The following is a 20,688-nucleotide window of genomic DNA, read 5'->3' as shown; positions in this document are numbered from 1 at the left end:
TATGAAACAAAACAAAAGGGTCAGACCCTTAGGCGCCATATAGTTTCTACTATTGTCATGGTCAGACCCTTTACATTAGTTTATTTTCTAAATTTCGCTAAGCCTACATTTAATCCTTTCGTGTGTTGATAAACTTCTTTATAAAGAGTAAAAAGTTCCTGATACTTTGCAACATTATCTGCAATTGGCTCATATGTTTTAGCTGGCTTAATAAAGAGATCAGCAATTTCTTGGAGAGAACTTGACCACCCTGCACCGTATGCTGCAAGAATGGCAGCTCCGATACCTGGTCCTTGTTCGCTTTTTAATTTAACAATTTTTGTATTGAAAATATCAGCTTGAATTTGAAGCCATGTCTCATTTTTGGCACCACCGCCAATTGAAATAATCGTATCGATTTTCTTGCCGCTGTCACGGAAAATCTCAATGGATTCATGCAAAGAAAATGTAATTCCCTCTAATACCGCACGAGCAAAATCCTTTTTAGTATGGGATCCTTCCATACCAATAAAGCTGGCACGAATGGTTGGATCAGCGTATGGTGTTCTTTCTCCAACTAAATATGGTGTGAACAATAATCCATTTGAACCAACCGGCACTTCTTCTAATCCATTCAATAATTCTTCATATGACTCATTTTCAGCAAACACATCTTTAAACCAGTTCAAGCTATAGCCAGCTGCTAATGTGACGCCCATGGTATAAAAGGCATTTTCTTTACCATGATTAAAATAATGAACCTTTCCAGCAAAATCACGATCATTTCTCTCTTCGTATGATAAAACAACCCCGGATGTTCCAACACTGCATAACGTATTTCCCTCTGATAAGATTCCAGAACCAATTGCTCCGCAAGCATTATCTGCTCCCCCTGCAAAAACCTTAGTAGCAGGAGATAATCCTGTTTCATTTGAAAATTGTTCTGTTAACGTCCCCACACACTCGTGTGATTCGATGAGCGGCGGACAAAAATCATGCTTAAGCTCAAAAAGAGCACATATTTCCTGACTCCATTCTTTTTCTCCAACGTTTAATAATAACGTTCCAGCAGCATCAGAATATTCACTATGAATTTGTCCGGTCATCCGGAAACGTAAATAATCTTTAGGAAGGAGGAATATGGCTGCTTGTTCAAAAATATATGGTTCATGCTCCTTTACCCATAATATTTTTGGCAAGGTAAAGCCCTCTAATGCAGGATTTTTTGTAATCTGAAGTAATTTATCCTGACCTACAACATCATAAATTTGCTTACATTGAGGTGTAGTTCTCACATCATTCCAAAGGATAGCATTTCGTAACACCTGGTGTGATTCATCTAATAGAACAAGTCCGTGCATTTGTCCTGAGAAGCTTATCCCCTCAATATCATTAACATCACCATTAAATTCTTTTACAAGCTCTGCAAGACCTTCACGCGTTTTTTCTACCCATAACTCGGGTTCCTGTTCACTATACCCGGATTTTTCATGGATTAAAGGATAAGATTTCGAAATTTCATGAGCAACATTTCCGTTTTGGTCCATTAATAAAATTTTTACTGCGCTTGTACCTAAATCAATCCCTATCACATATTTCATTCTCAAAACCCCTTATAATAGAAGATACGGATTTGCGTTTTAGCAGACCCATGTAAGTAAACCCTTTCAAAAATGAAGTGTTTTTTTACTATCTGAATCTAGTACTTTACATTTCTATAAAATAGTAGAAAACTAATTAAAATTATATCATTGGGAAAAATGTTTGTCTATTCAATAAACTAAGTTTATACTTATAATAATAACGTTTATAATGAAGGAATACATCATGATTAAGATTTTGCTCCACCGAGAAAAAATAAAATGACATGTTGAAATTAGGTGACATATTTGAAATCAATAACTTGGAATCAGCAGGTAGTTAAGAAAAACAACACATCATTAGTCTTTCAAACCATCACAGAGCAAGAACCCATTTCACGGGCTGATATTGCACAACAATCCGGATTAAATAAAGCAACTGTATCCTCCCTAGTAAATGAATTACTGGAAAAACAGCTTGTATATGAATCAGGACCGGGAGAATCCAGCGGAGGCCGCCGACCAGTCCTCCTCCATTATAATCGTGTTGCAGGATATTCAATTGGAATTGATGTAGGAGTAAATTATATTTTAGGGGTTGTAACTGATTTAAAGGGAAAAATCATAACTGAACATCATGTACGAATGAAAAATTCATCTGTTGAAACGGTAATGGACCAGGTAAAAACGATCATAAAAACCTTAATCAAGGATATCCCTAAAAGCCCATATGGGATTATTGGAATAGGAATCGGGATCCCTGGTATCGTTGATAAGCAAGGAAAAGTACTGCTTGCGCCAAATTTAGGCTGGAAGAATTGCGAAATCAAACAATCGATTGAGGATGAATTCAATCTACCTGTCATCATCGAAAATGAAGCAAACGCAGGAGCCTACGGTGAAAAGCAATTCGGTGCAGGGCAATCATATAACGATATAATATATGTTAGCGCAGGGATCGGAATTGGTGTGGGACTGATTTTAAATAACCAGTTATACCAAGGTTTAAATGGCTTTTCTGGTGAAATGGGACATATGGTTATCCAAATGAATGGCGCACCATGCAGTTGTGGAAGCAATGGCTGCTGGGAAGTATATGCATCTGAACATGCCCTGCTAAACAAGGCAGAAGATGAACATACACTGGAATCATTGATTGAATTGGCTAATAAGAAAGATAAACAAGCGATCTCATTATTCAAAGAAATCGGGCAATACTTGGGATTTGGCATTAATAATATTATTAACACCTTTAATCCTGAGCAAATTATTATCGGAAACCGGTTGGCAATGGCAAAAGAATGGATTGAGCAGCCATTGTTAGAAATCGTCTATTCTCATGCTCTTTCATTTCAGCAAAAAAATCTGCAAATTAGTTTCGCTAAACACTTAACCCATTCAGCAGCTCTAGGTGTTGCGGCTTTTACAGCAGAGAGTTTTATTAATCGAGAGTTAAAAGAGTATTAAAATTTGAAGCTGGATTGTGATCAAAAAACCAACTTTTTTGAAGGAAATATAAAAAATCCGGCATCCATACAGGAGCCGGATTAATTATTGAGATAAGGTGCCGCGATTGCCGCATCTACATTATAGAGTTTTAGACCACCACTCCTACAAGTGGGTGTTCGCAGAAGCTTTCGTATCTTCCTCTACATAATGGAGGCTTGATATTCCGTCTTCAATGTAAAACTCCCTATTTCAGCTTAAAGGTTAAAACTTTATAAAAAATGCGTACAGCGCAGCTTGTATTGTTATAATACTAGATTTATACACTAAATGCAATAGGGAAATCTCCAAATAACATAGAGCGGAGTCTAGCGATTATTTAGGTTAATGCTAGATTACCACCTAGAACCGTTTGGGTTTGGACATGTTTTCGTAGAAAATTTCGCTCGGTATTCAACAAGACATCCACTATGTGAACAAGTTGTGCCGTAAACCAAAGATGTACAGCCTTTGCAGGAATTCAATCTTTGTTCGTAAATTGTTTTTGACACCATGACAGATGGGTTACCTTTGCTTTTTGAAAGGATCTCATCCACTTCTTGTCTTTTTATTATGACGTTTCTTGTACAGCCCTTACAAATGGTCGCGTTATCTCTCATTATAGCTCACCCTTTATTAAAAAGGGCCTGACCCATATTTGTGATAGACCCTTCCTTTGAAAAACTTCGATTTATTCAATTGTAAGTAACACTACAGCCATTGGTGGTAATGTAACATTTAATTGGTCATTTTCGATTGACGCTTGAGTAAACTCAGTTGGCTTTACAACTTCTGGCTGTTCAAACGTGTTATGAGCATCAATTGTATCAGCTGTAAGAATTTTACCTGACAGGCTTGAAACTTGTTCCTTTAATCCGCGCAGCTGAATGGAAAGGGATGCAGATTCTTTATGGTCGATATTACACAAGCTAATGTTTATTTTGCCTTCTTTGTCTTTTGACGCAGAAACAGTCACTTGTGGAAGCTCTTGATCATTGTATTTGTAGGTACCAACAGCTGCTTCAACTGATAAATTTGTCGCATCCTGATGAACCTTATACATATCAAATACATGATACGTCGGAGTTAGAATCATTTTTTCTCCTTCTGTCAGCACCATTGCTTGTAGAACGTTTACAGTTTGAGCAATGTTTGTCATTTGTACACGATCGCTATGCTTATGAAAAATGTGGAAGTGAACCGCTGCAACTAATGCATCACGAATCGTATTTTGTTGATAAAGAAATCCTGGGTTTGTTCCCTCTTCGACATCAAACCAAGTTCCCCATTCATCAATAATCATGCCAACACGTTTATCAGGATCGTATTTATCCATAATTGTGCTATGCTTTGTAATTAACTCGTCCATATGAAGAGCTTTTTTCATGGTAATAAACCATTCATCTTCCGGGAAATTGGTCGCTGAACCTTTTCCTAACCAGAAATCTCCTGGAATTGTGTAATAATGAAGACTTAGTCCATCCATGAAACGACCAGCCTCACGCATAAGAACTTCTGTCCAATTGTAGTCATCTACATTTGCTCCGCCGGCAATTTTATAGATTTTGTTATTACCATAGTTTCTTACATATGTTTGATAACGTCGATAAAGATCTGCATAATATTCTGGGCGCATGTTACCACCGCAGCCCCAGTTTTCATTTCCCACACCAAAGTATGTTAATTCCCAAGGCTCTTGTCTGCCATTTTCCCCACGCCAGTTTGCCATTGGCGATTCGCCATCAAATGTCATATATTCTACCCATTCAGACATTTCTTGAACAGTACCGCTGCCTACATTTCCACAAATATATGGCTCACAGTTTAACATTTCACATAACATCATAAATTCATGTGTTCCGAAGTGGTTATTTTCAACAACACCACCCCAGTGTGTATTTACCATTCGTTTACGATTTTCTCTTGGCCCAACGCCATCTTTCCAATGATATTCATCAGCGAAACAGCCGCCTGGCCAGCGAAGAACTGGAATTTGAATTTGCTTTAGCGCTTCCAAAACATCGTTGCGAATTCCATTTGTGTTAGGAATTGGTGAATCCTCGCCTACCCAAATCCCTTCATAAATACAACGACCTAAATGTTCAGCAAAATGACCATAAATATTGCGGTTAATCGTTCCTTTTTCAACATCTGCATTAATGACGATTGAATTTTTCATATCAAGATCATCCTTTACAAAAGATTAAAAAACGAGGTTAGACCGAAAGCTCTGCTATTTTCATAGACTTAGTGTTTATTTCATTTGCTCTAGTCAACCTCGCTGTTTTTAGCATAAATTATTTATAGATAACGTCGTTCCAACGTAATTCATTAATGAATGCATGTTTGTTTGTATCATTATTAATTAATACACACTCAATTCCTACTAAGTCTGCCCAGTCTCTTAGCTGTTCTGTCGTTACTTTATATGAGTATACAGTATGGTGTGCTCCGCCAGCGATAATCCAGTTTTCAGCGCCTTCACTTAAAGAAGGCTGTGGAGTCCATAGTACTCTTGCGACAGGTAAATTTGGCAATTCAATTTCAGGCTGTTTCGCATCAACTTCGTTTACAACCAGGCGGAAACGATGGCCAAGATCAATGATTGAGGCGTTTAGGGCCGCACCGCTTTTACCGTCAAAGATAAGGCGGGCAGGATCTTCTTTTCCGCCAATACCTAATGGATAGACAGCAATTTTCGGTTTTGTTGCTGTAATAGTTGGACAAACCTCAAGCATATGTGATCCAAGCACAAGCTCATTGCCTGGCTCAAAGTGATACGTATAATCCTCCATAAATGAAGTGTCTTCATTATCAGCAATGATTTTAGATATGCGAACAAGTGCAGCTGTTTTCCAGTCACCTTCACCAGCAAAGCCATAACCTTGTGCCATTAATCGTTGAACAGCAAGACCTGGTAATTGCTTCATCCCGTGAAGGTCCTCAAAGGTAGTTGTAAATGCCGTATAATTGCCTTCCTCTAAAAATGCCTTCATTCCCAGCTCAATTCTTGCTTGATAACGAATTGACTCACGAACAGGACCATCTTCAAGACCTTCAGGAACAATATCATACTCTGCTTCATATTCCTTCATTAATGCATCTACTTCTTGTTCAGATACATCATTCATTCTCTGCACTAAATCGCCGATACCGTATCCATTTACAGTCCAGCCCAACTTAATTTGCGCTTCTACTTTGTCGCCTTCTGTAACAGCAACACGTCTCATGTTATCACCAAAGCGAGCAACTTTTAAATGCTGGCTTTCAGAGAATGCAACTGCTGTACGCATCCAGCTGCCAATTTTGCTTCTAACCTCGCTATTTTCCCAATGTCCAACAACCACTTTACGTTTAATATTTAATCTTGTTGCCATGAAACCAAATTCGCGGTCACCGTGTGCAGATTGATTGGTATTCATAAAATCCATATCAATGCTGTCCCAAGGAATATCACGATTAAATTGTGTGTGTAAATGCAGCATTGGCTTTTGCAATGCAGAAAGGCCAGCGATCCACATTTTAGCCGGAGAGAATGTGTGCATCCATGTAATGATACCTGCACAGTTTTCATCAGCATTTGCTTCTAAGCATAATCTGCGAATGGAATCCGCTTCTTTTAATACTGATTTAAACACCAATTTGTACGTAACTGCAGGATCACGATCAAGAGCTTCTGTAATCACTCTTGAATTTGCTTCAACTTCTTTTATTGTTTCTTCCCCATATAAGTCTTGACTTCCTGTAACAAACCAGAATTCATAAGGTTTTACTAATAACATATCGGTTCCCCCTTGTGATTAATTAAAGATTTACCTTTGGAGTTGTTTGGCCATAATAAGCGTTAGCTCCATGCTTACGAAGATAATGCTTATCCAATAGATATTGATCGATCGGCTTGACATCCGGGTTTAATTGGAATGTGTGTAAAGCCATTTTTGCCACTTCTTCTAACACCACTGCATTGTGTACGGCTTGCATCGCATCTTTTCCCCAGCAAAATGGTGCATGACCTGATACTAGTACTCCTGGCATAGCTACTGGATCAAGACCTGCTTTTTCAAACGTTTCGATGATAACATGCCCTGTTTCCAACTCATATGCACGAGTAATTTCTTCCTCTGTTAATGGTCTAGTACAAGGGATTTCCCCATAGTAATAATCAGCATGTGTTGTGCCTAATGCAGGAATTGTACGGCCAGCTTGGGCCCAGCTTGTTGCCCACGGTGAGTGGGTGTGAACGACACCACCTATTTTTGGAAATGCTTTGTATAATGCTAAATGGGTTGCAGTATCTGATGAAGGACGTAAATCACCTTCTACGATTTCACCTTCAAGATTAACAACAACCAAATCCTCTGCCTTTAACTCATCATAAGAAACTCCGCTTGGTTTGATGACAACAAGACCTTTTTCACGATCAATGCCGCTTACATTCCCCCAAGTAAAGGTGACCATTTCGAATTTTGGTAAAAGTAAATTTGCTTTAAGTACTTGTTCTTTCAATGATTCAAGCATCTTTTCCTCTCCCCTCTTTTTAGGATGGAGCAATAGGGCAGAAACCCTTTTGCCCCACCGCATCATTAGGATCGTTGCTGTATTCCGTTATTGTGTAACTTCTGTTTTTTCTTGAGTTTTAGAAGAACTAGCTTTCTTAATTTTCTTTAAGTTCTTCATGACATTATTTTCGCCGCGTCCGAAATAATCATATAAACGTGAATACTCGGCAAACAATTGATCATATACTGCTACATTATTTTGTTTTGGCTGATAGACCTCGTCTTTTAATCTAGCCATTTCTTTTGCAGCATCTTTAATGTCATCGTAACCGCCGCGCTCTTTACCAGCTGCAACAGCACCAAACATGGCTGATCCTAATGCAGGTGTTTGAGAGGATGCTGAGATTTTAATTTCCATATTTAAAACGTCAGAGTAAATTTGCATCATTAGTGCATTCTTTTCAGCAATCCCGCCGCATGCATAAACTTCATTAATCGGAACGCCGCTGTTTCTGAAAGCTTCAACAATTGTACGTGTTCCGTACGCAGTTGCTTCAATAAGAGCGCGATAGATTTCTTCAGGTTTTGTGAGTAAAGTTGCTCCTAGTAAAACACCAGTTAAATCTGCATCAACTAATGTTGAGCGGTTTCCATTCCACCAGTCTAAAGCGATTAAACCGCTTTCACCAACCTCAAGCTGAGCAGCCTTTTCGGTCAATAGCTGGTGAATGTTCACTCCTTTTTCCTCCGCCTCCTCGTAGTAGCTGGCAGGAACGCAATTTTCAGTAAACCATTCGAAGTGATCTCCTACACAAGATTGACCTGCTTCATATCCCATTAATCCAGGGATAACACCATCTTCAACAACCCCACACATACCAGGAACAACCTTTTCCTCGTCGCCTAATAATATATGGCAAGTAGATGTCCCCATGATCATGAGCAGTTTTCCAGGTTCCGTAATTCCTACAGCAGGGACCGCAACATGGGCATCAACGTTTGCAATTGCCACTGCAGTACCAGGGTTAAGACCAAGCAACTTCGCAGCTTTTTCTGTTAATTCCCCAGCTTTTGAACCAATTGGGAAAATTTCATTTGATAACTTCTCTTCTACAACATTTTCTAAGCGTTCATCTAAAGCCTTAAAAAACTCTTTCGTCGGATATCCTTCCTGCTTATGCCAGATTGCCTTATAACCTGCTGTACAACTATTGCGTTTTAATTCACCAGTTAATTGAGAAATAACCCAGTCAGTTGCTTCAACAAATTGGTCTGTAGCTTCATAAACTTCCGGTGCTTCATTCAGAATTTGCCAAAGCTTCGGTACGAGCCACTCAGAAGAAATTTTCCCGCCATATCTTTGCAGGAACTTTTCCCCTCTAGCTTCAGCAATCTCGTTTAAGCGATTTGCTTCATCCTGTGCTGCATGGTGTTTCCACAACTTAACATAGCCATGTGGATGATCTTTAAATTCCTCAGTTAAGCATAAAGGAGTTCCCTGCTGATTAATTGGTAAAACGGTACAAGCTGTAAAGTCAATACCAAGGCCGATTACCTCATCTGGAGAAACATTTGCCTGTTTTAATACATCTGGAATTGTTGTTTCTAATACTTCCATATAATCTGTTGGGTGCTGTAAGGCCCAATCATTTTCAAGCTTTGTTACGCCATCTGGTAAAAATTCATCCATTACTCCATGTGTATACGGTTTAACTGCTGTAGCAATCTCTTTTCCAGTTCCAATTTCGACAAGCACTGCTCTTCCAGATTGTGTCCCGTAATCAACACCAATTGAATACTTTGCCATTTTAATCCCCCCAACCTTTTTCTATTAATCAATTAATCTTTTAGTTTTTAGTTGATTCACTTCACATTATCCGTACAAGTTACAAGATATAGAAACATTTATTGGAAAAAATCCGCTTTCATTTTGTGGAATTTTATAAAAACACTCAACTTATACGTATAACCTTAAGTTCATTTTAGCACTTATCTCATTTTTTTCAATACAAATTTTAGATTTATTTTTGCAAATTTGTCCTTTTTTATGTGTTAACTTTCAACTTATCCTTACAAGTTAGTTTGTAGTTGTTTAAAGACTCAACTGTGTCTATTTCCATCATTTTCAATATCAACAAACGTAGGTTTTGACTGCTGCTCCTATTCCTTATTGTTCAAAAGCGTAGGAAAAGGCTGACTATCAGCAATAATCAGCCTTTTCTTATTTCTTCACTTAGTTTGTATCAGGTCTTGGCACTCCAAAGTTTGGCGTTCCATCTTCGTTCCACTGAATTACTTGAACACGAGCATGGCGATTTGGATCATACAACGGATCACCGACAATTTCCTTATAGCTTCTGGCATGATAAACAAGAATATCCTGCTTGCCATCCTCAGAAACGGTAAAACTATTATGTCCTGGTCCATATTGGCTGTTTTCCTCAGAAGTAGAAAAAACAGGTTCAGGTGTTTTTACCCACGATGCCGGATCCAATAAATTACTGTTTTCATCTGCTGTTAATAGTCCCATACAATAGTTATAATCGGTGGCACTTGCAGAAAATGTCATAAATATACGACCATTTCGTTTAAGGATTGCCGGACCTTCATTAACTAAATATCCGATTTTTTCCCAATTATATTCAGGTGTGGTGATACAAACCTGTTCACCTTTAAGTGTCCATGGATTCTCCATTTCTGAGATATAAATATTAGAATTTCCTTTTATTTCAGGATCCTTTTGTGCCCATACATAATATCTGATTCCTTTATGTTCAAAAGATGTGGCATCTAATGCAAAGGTTTCCCACTTCGTTTTTACTTGTCCTTTTTCGATCCATTCCCCTTCAAGCGGATTTTCGTATGCATTTTCTAACACAAACATACGATGATCAAATAAGCCATCTTTTGTTTCTGATGTTCGTGCCGCTGCGAAGTAGACATACCATTTTCCATCAATAAAATGAATCTCAGGAGCCCAAATATTAGCACTCATTAATCCTTTTTGATGCTTAACCCAAATCGTTTTCCCTTCCGCATCTGCTAATCCTTGAATGGAATCAGAACGGCGGAGTTCGATTCTGTCATACTTTGGCACAGATCCTGTAAAATAATAATAACCATCTGTATGTTTATAAATCCATGGGTCCGCACGTTGTTCAATAAGCGGATTTTTTACAGTAAAATCAGACATGATGACAACTCCTAAATTCATTTTTGCATTATCCAATAAGGTTCGTTTGATAATTAGTTCATTTAAACTGAATGTGCTTCATTTCTCAGATTGCTTTTAACATGCTAAAAGCAGTTAAATTTCAATAGAAATTTACTGCTTTTGCTTGTTAGGCAGATTTGTTTTTAATAAGTAGTTAAAAGTAAAAAGTAATCACTTTTTATTTTGCGAGACGAATCACATTCCACGAAAGCTTGGATAAATTCGCTGCTAGATGTCCATTATCGACACTCGCATCTCCATTGCTATGTGGTGAAACATTTGTATGATTAAACTGATTTGTTGCTTTAACATCATCATTTTCAAGAACGATATGTTCGTTCACTCTGTAACCTTCGAAGCTTCTAATATCTGCTTCAAGACTAAGTGTTTCAGATTGGTGGCGGTTTACGGCAAAGATTGTCAATGTTTCATTTTCTTCATCATGAACCGAAACAGTATCAAGATATGGAACATCTGTGAAATCCTTGCTATCATATTTTGGAGAAGAGACAATCGAATGTAATGCTGTTCCTCTACCAAATACAGATGCATGCATATATGGATAAAAGATTGTTTGTTTCCACGCTTCTCCGCCTTTTACCGTCATAATTGGCGCAATAACATTAACTAGCTGTGCAAGACATGCAATTTTCACACGGTCGGCACGCTTTAACATCGAAATTAGCATGCTTCCTACTAATAACGAATCCTCAAACGTATAAATATCTTCTAGTTGTGGCGGAGCAATCGACCATGGTTCAATCTTTTTATCTGCTTCATTTGAATGGAACCATACATTCCACTCATCAAATGATAGATTCATTGTTTTTTTTGAGCGTTTTTTCGCTTTAATATAATCTGCCGTTGAAATAATCGAATAAATAAACTGATCCATATCCAATGATTGTGCTAAATAGTTGCCTAAATCATTATCACGGTTTCCATAATAAGTGTGTAGGGAAATATAATCGACATGGTCATACGTGTGCTCTAATACAGTTGCCTCCCAGTCAGCGAAAGTTGGCATATGGCGATTTGAGCTGCCACATGCAACTAATTCGATCGTCGGATCAACCCATTTCATTGCTTTTGCTGTCTCAACTGCAAGGCGTCCGTACTCATCCGCTGTTTTATGACCAATTTGCCAAGGACCATCCATTTCATTTCCTAAACACCATGTTTTAATTTTATGAGGCTCTTTATAACCATGTGAGATACGAAGATCACTCCAATAAGAGCCTGATGTATGGTTGCAATATTCTACTAGATTGCGAGCAGCATCAATCCCGCGAGTTCCAAGATTAACAGCCATATTCACCTCAGCATTAATCTTTTTTGCCCAATCCATAAATTCATTTGTGCCAATATGGTTTGTTTCCGTTGTTCTCCATGCTAGATCTAATCTTCTCGGCCTATCGGCAACAGGACCAACGCCATCTTCCCAGTTATAGCCGGAAACAAAGTTACCTCCTGGGTATCTTACCAATGGGACTCTTAATTGCTTCACAAGTTCGATAACATCTGTTCGAAATCCCTGTTCATCTGCTGATGGATGATCAGGCTCATAAATTCCTTCATATACAGCTCTACCTAAATGCTCGATAAAGGAACCGTAAATTCTTTCATCGATTTGTCCGATTTTAAATTCCTTATCAACCGTCATTTTTGCTTTAACTGCCATGATTCCAACTCCTTTTTTTAACTACATATAATAGTAGATTTTTAATCTATAATGATTTACATCAATAAATAGATTTACGTTATTAAATACTTTCCAATTATGCTTGAGATAACTTAATCGCTTTATTTTTTGCTGTGTAAATAACATATGCGACCAAAAACAATACGAATCCAACAATGTCCATGACAAACAATTGAAGTAATCCCCAGAAAGCAATCCAAAGTAAAGCCTTCTTTTGAATTTCATTATCTTTTAGGTTTCTAGCAATGAGGAAATTCACAATAGCACCTACGAAAATGAATAAGCCAAATGTCAAAATCACACCTGAAACCTCATCAATTAATACAGTTCCAACTACTTTTGTATCAACAGAAGTGCCTTCCAGCTCTTTTGCCCCTGTATTTTTAAACCAAGTGGAGTAACCAAAAATAGTTATAAGTCCAGTAATGATGTTCCATATCGACCCTGCTATTAACAATTTCCTTTCCAATCCTCTGCTCATGACCATCCCTCACTTTTCATACAAGTTCCATGTTCTATGAAAATCCTAATAATTCAGGAGACATTTCTTACCCTTTAATACCTGAATTCAAGTTAATAGACTGGACAAAATACTTTTGTGCGAAAACAAACAACAGTAGGGTTGGAATAATCGCTAATATCGCTGACCCCATCAATTGCCCAATCATGCGGTAGTTCCCATAAATATCTTGCAATAAAAGCAAACCAGCTGTAACCGGCATCTTATCTACATCGGTATAAACAATGACTGGCCAGAGGAAATCATTCCAAGAACCGGTAAAAGAAAACAGACCGCAAACAATTAATACTGGTTTAATCAGCGGCAATATAACAGAGTAGTAGATTCTAAAATCACCTGCTCCGTCAACACGGGCTGACTCGTCCAATTCTTTCGGAATACCCTTCATAAATTGTCTAACTAAGAATATATTGCCCATTCCTGCTAAACCTGGAATGATCATCGCCCAAGCAGTATTCACCCAACCTAAGGCGTCAATTATTTTATAGGAAGGAATTAAGTTAACGACCCCCGGGAAAAAGGAAATCCCTAATAAAGTAAAGAACAATGTATCTCTTCCTTTAAAATTCATCCGTGAATATCCATATCCAGTTATTGAGATGACAATAACGACTAATATTGTATGCATCGTTGCAATAAATAAAGAGTTCATTAACCAGCGTAAAATTGGTGCTGTTGATGTATTTTCCAAAATGGCAACATAGTTATCAACGATCCAGTTAACTGGTAATAGCCTAAAACCAACTGAGACAACTTCTGTTTGTGAACGAAATGATGTTGTAATCCCGAAAATGACCGGAACTGCCCAAATGATACAAAGGACAATTAAAAATAAATATGCACTATATTTTGACCAACTTATCTTTTTCATTTATTACACCTGCCTTATCCGTTTCCATTCAAATACAAGCTAACATAACTTCTATGAAGCATTTCGGTTCATCACATAATATTGAATTGCTGATATGACTAAGATGACTAATCCAAGCAATACCGCCATTGCGGAAGCCATCCCTGCAATTGATTCTCCATGGCTAAATGCTAATTGGCGAATATACATCATCAGTACATGTGTGCTTTGCTCCGGGCCGCCATTTGTCATCATTAATGGCTCACCGAAAACATTAAACGTCCCAGCGGTCGTCATGACAAATGTATAAATTAATGGAAAGCGAATAGATGGTAAGGTAATACTAAAAAATTTCCGAATTGGTCCTGCACCATCAATATCTGCAGATTCATATAAATCCTTCGCAACACCGTTTATAGAGGCACGGTATATGATCATATTTCCTCCAACGCCGCCCCAAATCGTTAAAACAATAATGATGATCCAAGCGTATGGTTGGTTACCAGCCCAAACCGTTTCAGAACCAAACACATTTCCAGTTATCCCTAATTGCTTATTGAAGATTAGCGACCAAATTAACGCCCCAGCTGAGATCGAAATTAATCCTGGAATATAGATAATGGATTGAAAGAAGCTTTTCATTTTTACTTTTTTATGCTCTAAGGCAACAGCAATTAAGAGAGGTATGATGATTAAGAATGGAACACTTAATCCAACGAAAATTAACGTATTTTTTAACCCATTCGTAAATTGAAAATGAAAGGTTGATTTTTCATCAAATAAGATTGTCTTATAATTTTCTAATCCTACCCACACTGGATCACCGATTAAATTCCATTGGGTGAAGGATGCGTAAATTCCATAAATCGTAGGTAAAAAAATAAAAACAGCAAATAAAATCACATGGGGACCTACAAAGAAAAGAGGTGTTAAATTCACTTTTTTATTCATAGCCTATTTCTCCTTTATAAGAGACTGTCTCAGAGGGCCTGTCCCCTTTAAGTTAGCACCATATAAAAAGCTTTCTATTTAGGGGATAGACCCTTAGGTTTTGAGACAATCCTATTTTCTAACTATTTTGCTGCTGCTTCACCGCCATCACCTTCAGCAATTTTATCTTCTACAAATTTCTGCATTGTTTGTAGACCTTCATTAATATCCACTTCTCCGCGAACAATATCTGGAACATACGTATCTAGAGCTTCAGCAACATATGGGTAGTATTCATATGTGTAAATGTATAAAGATTCAGTCTGTTTTTCACTTGAAGTAAAGAAGGATTGGATATATTGATCATAATCCGGACTTTCGATTACCTCTTTACTAGCAACAATTTGTCCAGCTTTTGCCCAATCAATCGAATTTTTGCGAATGAATTCAAGGAAACTAGCAATTCCTTTTTCTTTTTCATCTGTTCTGTTCTCATTCTCTAACATAGCGAATAAATGTGAGGACGCTCTGTTCGTAAACTTATCCGGTGAGAATGCATAAATATTTGTTACACCAAAGTTTAGACCTTCAACTGCTGCGTGTGCTGTAGAACTCCAAGTTCCATCAGTAGAGAATAAAACGTTTCCAGATTGGAACATTAAGTAACCATCTTCACCATAAGGAGTCATTAATCCAGCTTCATCAATTTGTTTAATAGCTTCTATCGCTTGTTTCATGACTGGTGTATTAACAGCAGGCTGACCATCTTTTTGAATGTCACCGCCAAGGTTTTGAATTTGTGCAAAGATAACCCAGCTTATTAGCGCATCATTGACAACATAATCACCTTCATCCAATTTTCCTTGGAGAGATAAAATTTCATCAAACGTAACGACATTATCATCTAAGAAATGCTCTACATTGTATTTCTTAAGTAAATCTTTATTGTAATACATTGCATTACTATGAATATCCAATGGGATTGTATATTGAGTTCCGTCAATATTACCCGAGGTCCATGCTTGTGGCAGATAATTTTCTTGCTTAAGCTCAGGTTGACTTTCCATAATACTTGTCATTGGTTCTAAAACACCTTGTTTAGCATAACCAGGAACACGGTCAGCGTGAATAATCGATAAATCCGGAATCCCTTTACCAGAATTTAACACCGTAGACATTTTCGTATACATATCAGCTGTAATGACATGTTTTACTTTGAACTCTGGATCTGTTTCATTGTACTCTTTGACAAGTTGATCCATATAAGCACCATCTTCACCTGTTAAGGGTGTCCAAAACGTAATGGTATTCTTGTCTTCGCCGCTGCAGCCAGCTAATATAGTTGCTACTAAAAATACTAGAATTAATGAAAAACTAAACTTCTTTTTCAATGCTTTTTCCCCCTAATTCTGTTTATTTTGAAAATTATTATCGAAGAAAATCCATCGCGGATAATTAACTTCAGCATCAGTATACACTCGATATGGAAACGTTGTCAATAACCTTTTAATTAAATTTATCAACTGTTTTTTATTTCAATTAACATAAAAGTTAATCAAATAGTTTAAATTCTTGTTATATATTTACAGTGATTAATTAATATGTTATTTTATAATTACTTAGTTATCTTTTTTATCAATTAAATAATATTGAAAGAAGGGAAAATAATGCAGCTTGAAATAGACAAGTCCTCTATCGTTGTGTATGAGGCATTGGCTAGTGAGGTTCGGATTAAGATTATTCAGTTGCTTTCAAAAAATAAAATGAACGTCAAGGAATTAGCTGAGGAACTGGGAATAAGCAGTCCGATTGTGACAAAGCACATTAAAAAGTTAGAAAATGCAGGAATTATTAAAACGGAGAAAGTCCCTGGAAAATCAGGCCTTCAAAAAGTTTCTATCTTAAAAGTCGATCATATTGAAATCAATTTTCCTAAAAAAATCTTTCATTCTTTTGCTTCCTATGAAACATCCGTGCCGATCGGCCATTACACAGATTATGAGTTAAAACCAACCTGCGGTCTTGCCACCGATAAGGAGTTTATCGGGAGAGTTGATGAACCGAAATACTTCATGGATCCTAAAAGGGTGGATGCAGAAATATTATGGTTTACCCAAGGGTTTGTTCAATATAATATCCCTAACTTCTTAAAAGTCGACGAAAAATTACAACAGTTTGAAATCAGCCTAGAAATTTCTTCTGAATTCCCATTCTCAAACGATGTTTGGCCATCAGATATTACCTTTTCACTAAACGGGATCGAATTGGGCACATGGCAAAGCCCTGGTGATTTTGCCGATACGAGAGGAAAGTTTACTCCTGATTGGTGGCCAAATAATATTAACCAATACGGCTTGCTGAAAACAATAAGGATTACAAGCCATGGCACTTATATTGATGGAGATCCATTATCAGATCTATCAGTTGAGGATTTAGATACAACCTGTGATCGCTGGACGTTTCGGGTCGAAGTTAAAGAAGATGCAAAACACGTTGGCGGAGCCACCATTTTTGGAAAGAAATTTGGAAACCATAACCAGGATATCATATTTAAATTATATTATTTATGATCAATCATTCCGTTAAGAGTAAAAAGAGGCTGGATCAAATGTTAAAACCCCCTCTGTATTCATTGTGTTGAGGAGTTTCTAACAATATTGAAGCAGTCTCTTTTTATCCTTCCCTTTATGAAAAAACTCCAATGTAATCAGTAATGATTTTATTTGGGGTATGAATGGATTGCGGCTCTCGATTGCGGTGATTAAACCAAATACAATTCCATCCTGCCTCAATCGATGCCGCAATATCATTCTCCCACGTATCCCCTATATAGCAGCATTTATCAGGCTTAATCTTAATCTGCCTTTGCACATATTCAAAAATTCTCTTATCAGGCTTTGCGATTCCAATACCATCAGAGATAAAAATCAACTCCTTTGGTATTACCTGATCAAGTTTAAGTGCAATAATTTTATTCATTTGATGATGTACAGGACCGTTTGTTAATATGCCGACAACCGATTTGTTTTTCTGTAAATCTTTTATTATTTCTATAATACCAGGAAAAGCTTGTATCTGTTGCTGCTCATATTCATAACGTTCCTGTATCGCCAATGCTTGTTCCTTTGTTATATTAAGGTCAAAATCTTTAAAAGCACTTGTTAATCTCACAACTCTTAATGCTTCTAAGCTCATTTGCCCTTTCGTGTGAAGCTTCCAAAGAACATCACTAAAATATCGCACTCTCTTAAATAACTCCTCGATATTCAGAGTTGATGCCTCGATTTTACAAAATTCCAATGCAAGCCCGAAAGGTGTTAATTGATCATATAATGTGTCATCTAAGTCAAAAAAGACAGCCTCGATTTCATTAAACTTAAGCATAATGATGATTCCCTACATGTTCATTCCAGAAGGCCAGCATCGTATACCGATTTTTTCTTAATAGGTGTGCTTCATTTAAGCTGTTCCTTACAAGGTCAGAAGGAATTCCAAGATGGGTCGGACGGAGAGGACCCCCTAATTTTTGCAACAAGCCAGAAAGAACTTGTGCCTCTGGCAGTGAATGTAATACTTCAAGGACCGCATGCTGCTGCTGAATCACCATGTCAAGTTTTTCCTTTGATTCCCCTCTTAGCTCCTCTAATTGTGCTGAATTTGAAACAAGCTTTAACACATCATTTTTATATAAATCTAAAATTAATTGTGCGGAAACACCAACCTTAGCCCCGTGCAGTACTTGCAATTTGTTTTGCTTTAGGAACTCCATTTCCCAATAATGTGATAAATGATGCTCCCCGCCCGAAGCTGGTGAAGAATGGCCAACTAAGAGCATAGCTAGTCCAGATTGAATAAGGGCTTCAATTAAGATTTTTATTCCTTCTTCATCCACTTCAGAAATTTGCTCAACATGCTTCACGCAATTTTCCAATGCTTCTTCAGTTAGTTTCGCAGAAAGCGGACAATACGGTTCACCTGCAATAAGATGAGAAAACTTCCAATCTGCTAATGATGTATATTTGCCGATCATATCCCCAAAGCCAGCAGCAATCATTTCTCGCGGAGCACTTTGCAAAATCCCAATGTCAGCAAATAAAGCAATAGGCGACTGCATTTGAAAGGTTGTTTTTACTCCTTTAATGACAACAGGGGCTCCCATTGAATTAAATCCATCCACAGATGGTGCAGTCGGAATGGAAATAAACGGTTTACCCATCTTAAAGCTTGCAAATCTCGTAATATCATGAATGGTACCAGAACCTACTGCAATAGCCACTTCCGCATCTTGCGAAATCCCTAACATAGCCTCTATTAACGCTGCTTCATCTGCCACAACATCATTTTGTTCATTAGGCTGAATAATCACAACCTCGTAGTTAATCTTTTCTTCTTCTATGAGGGCTGACAGTCTTTTACCAGCAATATCATAGGTAGTTTGGTCAGCGATGATGGCTGCCTTTTTAAATGATTTTTTCTGCAAATATGCAACCGCTTCATCTAATGCATTTTTGCTGATGACAATTTCATCAATCGAAATCGAAAAGTGCTGGTTTCCACATGTACATGCTTTGGACAGGTTTAATAATTCATTTAAAGCGATCATTGATACGTCCTCCTATTATTAAAGTACTATCTAGAAAACTTTTAAACTACCTAAACTTCCTACCACTGTACTCACTAGTGTATAGAGGTAGACCATGATTCGGGTCACCCTCTAAACAAATGTGAATGAAAAATTAAATCTCATGGTTGATCATTGGATGAATTTCTTTCAGTGAACTTGTAGAGTTTCTAATAACTAACTCAGGTTCATAAATCTTCTGCCTGTTTTCAACTAATTCATTGTCGCTATTTTCCACGGCAGCAACAATCCATTTAGCCGCTTCAACTCCCATTTCCATTTTAGGGTGTGTAACAGAAGTAATCTTAATTTCTGAAGCCTCTGCTAAATAGGAATCATCGTAACCAACAATGGAAAGATCTTCAGGCACCTTAATCTCAAGCTCTCTTAATACATTTAAGACATTGATTGCAATTTCATCATTATAGCAAATAATTCCTGTTGGTCTATCATCTTTTGACATTAGAAGATGTTTTAACTTGTGCAGTAATCCAGTCTCTTTTTCCTCAGTTGTAAACGTTACGATCATCTCAGGGAAAAAGGGGATCTGATTTTCCCTAAAAGCCCTGATAAAGCCTTGCATCCGGTTTAACCCTTGGATATCATCACTTTTAAACAAACCAATAATTTTTTTATGGCCTAGCTTAATTAAATGATCAGTTGCAATAAACCCTCCTTTTTCATCATTTAAAATAATGTTTGGCGGATTTAATTGTGGATAATATTGATTTATCATTAAATATGGAATTTTATTTTGTTCCATTTCCAAGTAGTAATGAAGATTTGGATTGTAACTGCTGCTTCTCGTGGGCTCTACGATTAGCCCATCGATATTGCGATTCAACATCGCCTCCAGGCATTGCTTTTCTTTTTCGGGATCATTATCCGTACAAGCAAATGTCAAAGAATAACCGTGTGAGGATAAATATGATTCAATTCCCTTTATAATCGAGGGGAAAATATAATCTGAAATATAAGTCGTTATGACCCCTATATTTTTTCCCGCTGAGCGCATTGGATTCATTTGAGCTTGATTCGCTCTATTCGCTACAAACGTACCTGCTCCTTGCTCTCGATATAACCAGCCTTCATGAACTAGATCGCCGACAGCTTGGCGAACAGTATGCCTGCTAACCTGAAACAATTTCACCAGCTCATTTTCTGAGTAAATTTTTTCACCTGGCGAAACGGTTCCTTCGGTAATCCAGTCTTTAATTTTTTGTTTCACCATACTGGCTTTTGTTTGTTGAGCCATTATGTCACCACTTTCAGCTTGTATGTTACTAATTCAACTTATTCGTACAACTA

At 37.4% G+C, this 20,688-nt stretch carries 17 protein-coding genes; 2 read left to right on the top strand and 15 right to left on the bottom strand.

Annotation, left to right across the window (positions count from 1 at the left end):
- Positions 1-80 precede the first annotated feature (80 nt).
- Positions 81-1,580: a xylulokinase gene (xylB, locus tag ACSVDH_RS09585; protein ID WP_439249254.1), complete on the bottom strand. Its 1,500-nt coding sequence runs from the start codon at positions 1,578-1,580 to the stop codon at positions 81-83.
- Positions 1,581-1,868: 288 nt separating this feature from the next.
- Here xylB and ACSVDH_RS09580 point away from each other — a divergent pair, with 288 nt between their 5' ends.
- Positions 1,869-3,026 carry an ROK family protein gene (locus tag ACSVDH_RS09580; RefSeq protein ID WP_439249253.1) on the top strand — a complete coding sequence of 386 codons (1,158 nt, stop codon included), beginning with the start codon at positions 1,869-1,871 and terminating at the stop codon, positions 3,024-3,026.
- A 374-nt stretch (positions 3,027-3,400) separates the two neighbouring features.
- Here the strand turns inward: ACSVDH_RS09580 and ACSVDH_RS09575 are convergent, their stop codons facing one another.
- The 11 genes from ACSVDH_RS09575 to ACSVDH_RS09525 form a co-directional block, all read right to left on the bottom strand.
- Entirely contained in the window at positions 3,401-3,664 is a 264-nt protein-coding gene (locus ACSVDH_RS09575; RefSeq protein WP_299089395.1) for a DUF6171 family protein, read from the bottom strand.
- 71 nt (positions 3,665-3,735) lie between these two features.
- Positions 3,736-5,223 (bottom strand): alpha-N-arabinofuranosidase, encoded by a 1,488-nt coding sequence (locus ACSVDH_RS09570; RefSeq protein ID WP_439249252.1) that lies wholly within the window; start codon positions 5,221-5,223, stop codon positions 3,736-3,738.
- Positions 5,224-5,341: 118 nt separating this feature from the next.
- Positions 5,342-6,826, bottom strand: a complete 1,485-nt coding sequence (araA, locus tag ACSVDH_RS09565) for an L-arabinose isomerase (protein WP_439249251.1) — start codon at positions 6,824-6,826, stop codon at positions 5,342-5,344.
- A 22-nt stretch (positions 6,827-6,848) separates the two neighbouring features.
- Positions 6,849-7,562 (bottom strand): L-ribulose-5-phosphate 4-epimerase, encoded by a 714-nt coding sequence (araD, locus tag ACSVDH_RS09560; protein ID WP_439249250.1) that lies wholly within the window; start codon positions 7,560-7,562, stop codon positions 6,849-6,851.
- Between the two features lie 87 nt (positions 7,563-7,649).
- Complete coding sequence (gene araB / locus ACSVDH_RS09555; protein ID WP_439249249.1) at positions 7,650-9,350, bottom strand: ribulokinase; 1,701 nt, start codon at positions 9,348-9,350, stop codon at positions 7,650-7,652.
- 426 nt (positions 9,351-9,776) lie between these two features.
- On the bottom strand, positions 9,777-10,736 hold the full coding sequence (locus tag ACSVDH_RS09550; protein WP_439249248.1) for a glycoside hydrolase family 43 protein: 960 nt from the start codon (positions 10,734-10,736) through the stop codon (positions 9,777-9,779).
- A 199-nt stretch (positions 10,737-10,935) separates the two neighbouring features.
- Complete coding sequence (gene arfA, locus ACSVDH_RS09545; RefSeq protein WP_439249247.1) at positions 10,936-12,438, bottom strand: arabinosylfuranosidase ArfA; 1,503 nt, start codon at positions 12,436-12,438, stop codon at positions 10,936-10,938.
- 97 nt (positions 12,439-12,535) lie between these two features.
- Positions 12,536-12,940 carry a hypothetical protein gene (locus ACSVDH_RS09540; protein ID WP_439249246.1) on the bottom strand — a complete coding sequence of 135 codons (405 nt, stop codon included), beginning with the start codon at positions 12,938-12,940 and terminating at the stop codon, positions 12,536-12,538.
- Positions 12,941-13,007: 67 nt separating this feature from the next.
- Positions 13,008-13,850 (bottom strand): carbohydrate ABC transporter permease, encoded by an 843-nt coding sequence (locus tag ACSVDH_RS09535; RefSeq protein WP_299089403.1) that lies wholly within the window; start codon positions 13,848-13,850, stop codon positions 13,008-13,010.
- A gap of 51 nt (positions 13,851-13,901) precedes the next feature.
- Positions 13,902-14,780 (bottom strand): carbohydrate ABC transporter permease, encoded by an 879-nt coding sequence (locus tag ACSVDH_RS09530; protein WP_439249245.1) that lies wholly within the window; start codon positions 14,778-14,780, stop codon positions 13,902-13,904.
- Positions 14,781-14,902: 122 nt separating this feature from the next.
- Positions 14,903-16,150: an extracellular solute-binding protein gene (locus ACSVDH_RS09525; RefSeq protein WP_439249244.1), complete on the bottom strand. Its 1,248-nt coding sequence runs from the start codon at positions 16,148-16,150 to the stop codon at positions 14,903-14,905.
- A gap of 276 nt (positions 16,151-16,426) precedes the next feature.
- Here ACSVDH_RS09525 and ACSVDH_RS09520 point away from each other — a divergent pair, with 276 nt between their 5' ends.
- A complete protein-coding gene (locus ACSVDH_RS09520) occupies positions 16,427-17,329 on the top strand; it encodes an ArsR/SmtB family transcription factor (protein WP_439249243.1) in 903 nt (300 codons plus the stop codon).
- 115 nt (positions 17,330-17,444) lie between these two features.
- Here ACSVDH_RS09520 and ACSVDH_RS09515 read toward each other — a convergent pair whose 3' ends face one another.
- From ACSVDH_RS09515 to ACSVDH_RS09505, 3 genes are all read right to left on the bottom strand, one after another.
- A complete protein-coding gene (locus ACSVDH_RS09515; protein WP_439249242.1) occupies positions 17,445-18,143 on the bottom strand; it encodes an HAD family hydrolase in 699 nt (232 codons plus the stop codon).
- Positions 18,136-19,362 (bottom strand): sn-glycerol-1-phosphate dehydrogenase, encoded by a 1,227-nt coding sequence (locus ACSVDH_RS09510; RefSeq protein ID WP_439249241.1) that lies wholly within the window; start codon positions 19,360-19,362, stop codon positions 18,136-18,138. The genes ACSVDH_RS09515 and ACSVDH_RS09510 overlap by 8 nt, the downstream gene beginning before the upstream one ends.
- Before the next feature lie 133 nt (positions 19,363-19,495).
- Positions 19,496-20,635: a GntR family transcriptional regulator gene (locus ACSVDH_RS09505; RefSeq protein ID WP_439249240.1), complete on the bottom strand. Its 1,140-nt coding sequence runs from the start codon at positions 20,633-20,635 to the stop codon at positions 19,496-19,498.
- Positions 20,636-20,688: the final 53 nt, after the last annotated feature.

It is taken from the genome of Metabacillus sp. Hm71, assembly GCF_051842955.2.
In the GTDB taxonomy this organism is placed as follows: Bacteria; Bacillota; Bacilli; order Bacillales; family Bacillaceae; genus Metabacillus.
Note: the sequence above shows the minus strand (reverse complement) of the source record. Positions and strands in the feature narration are given on the sequence as shown.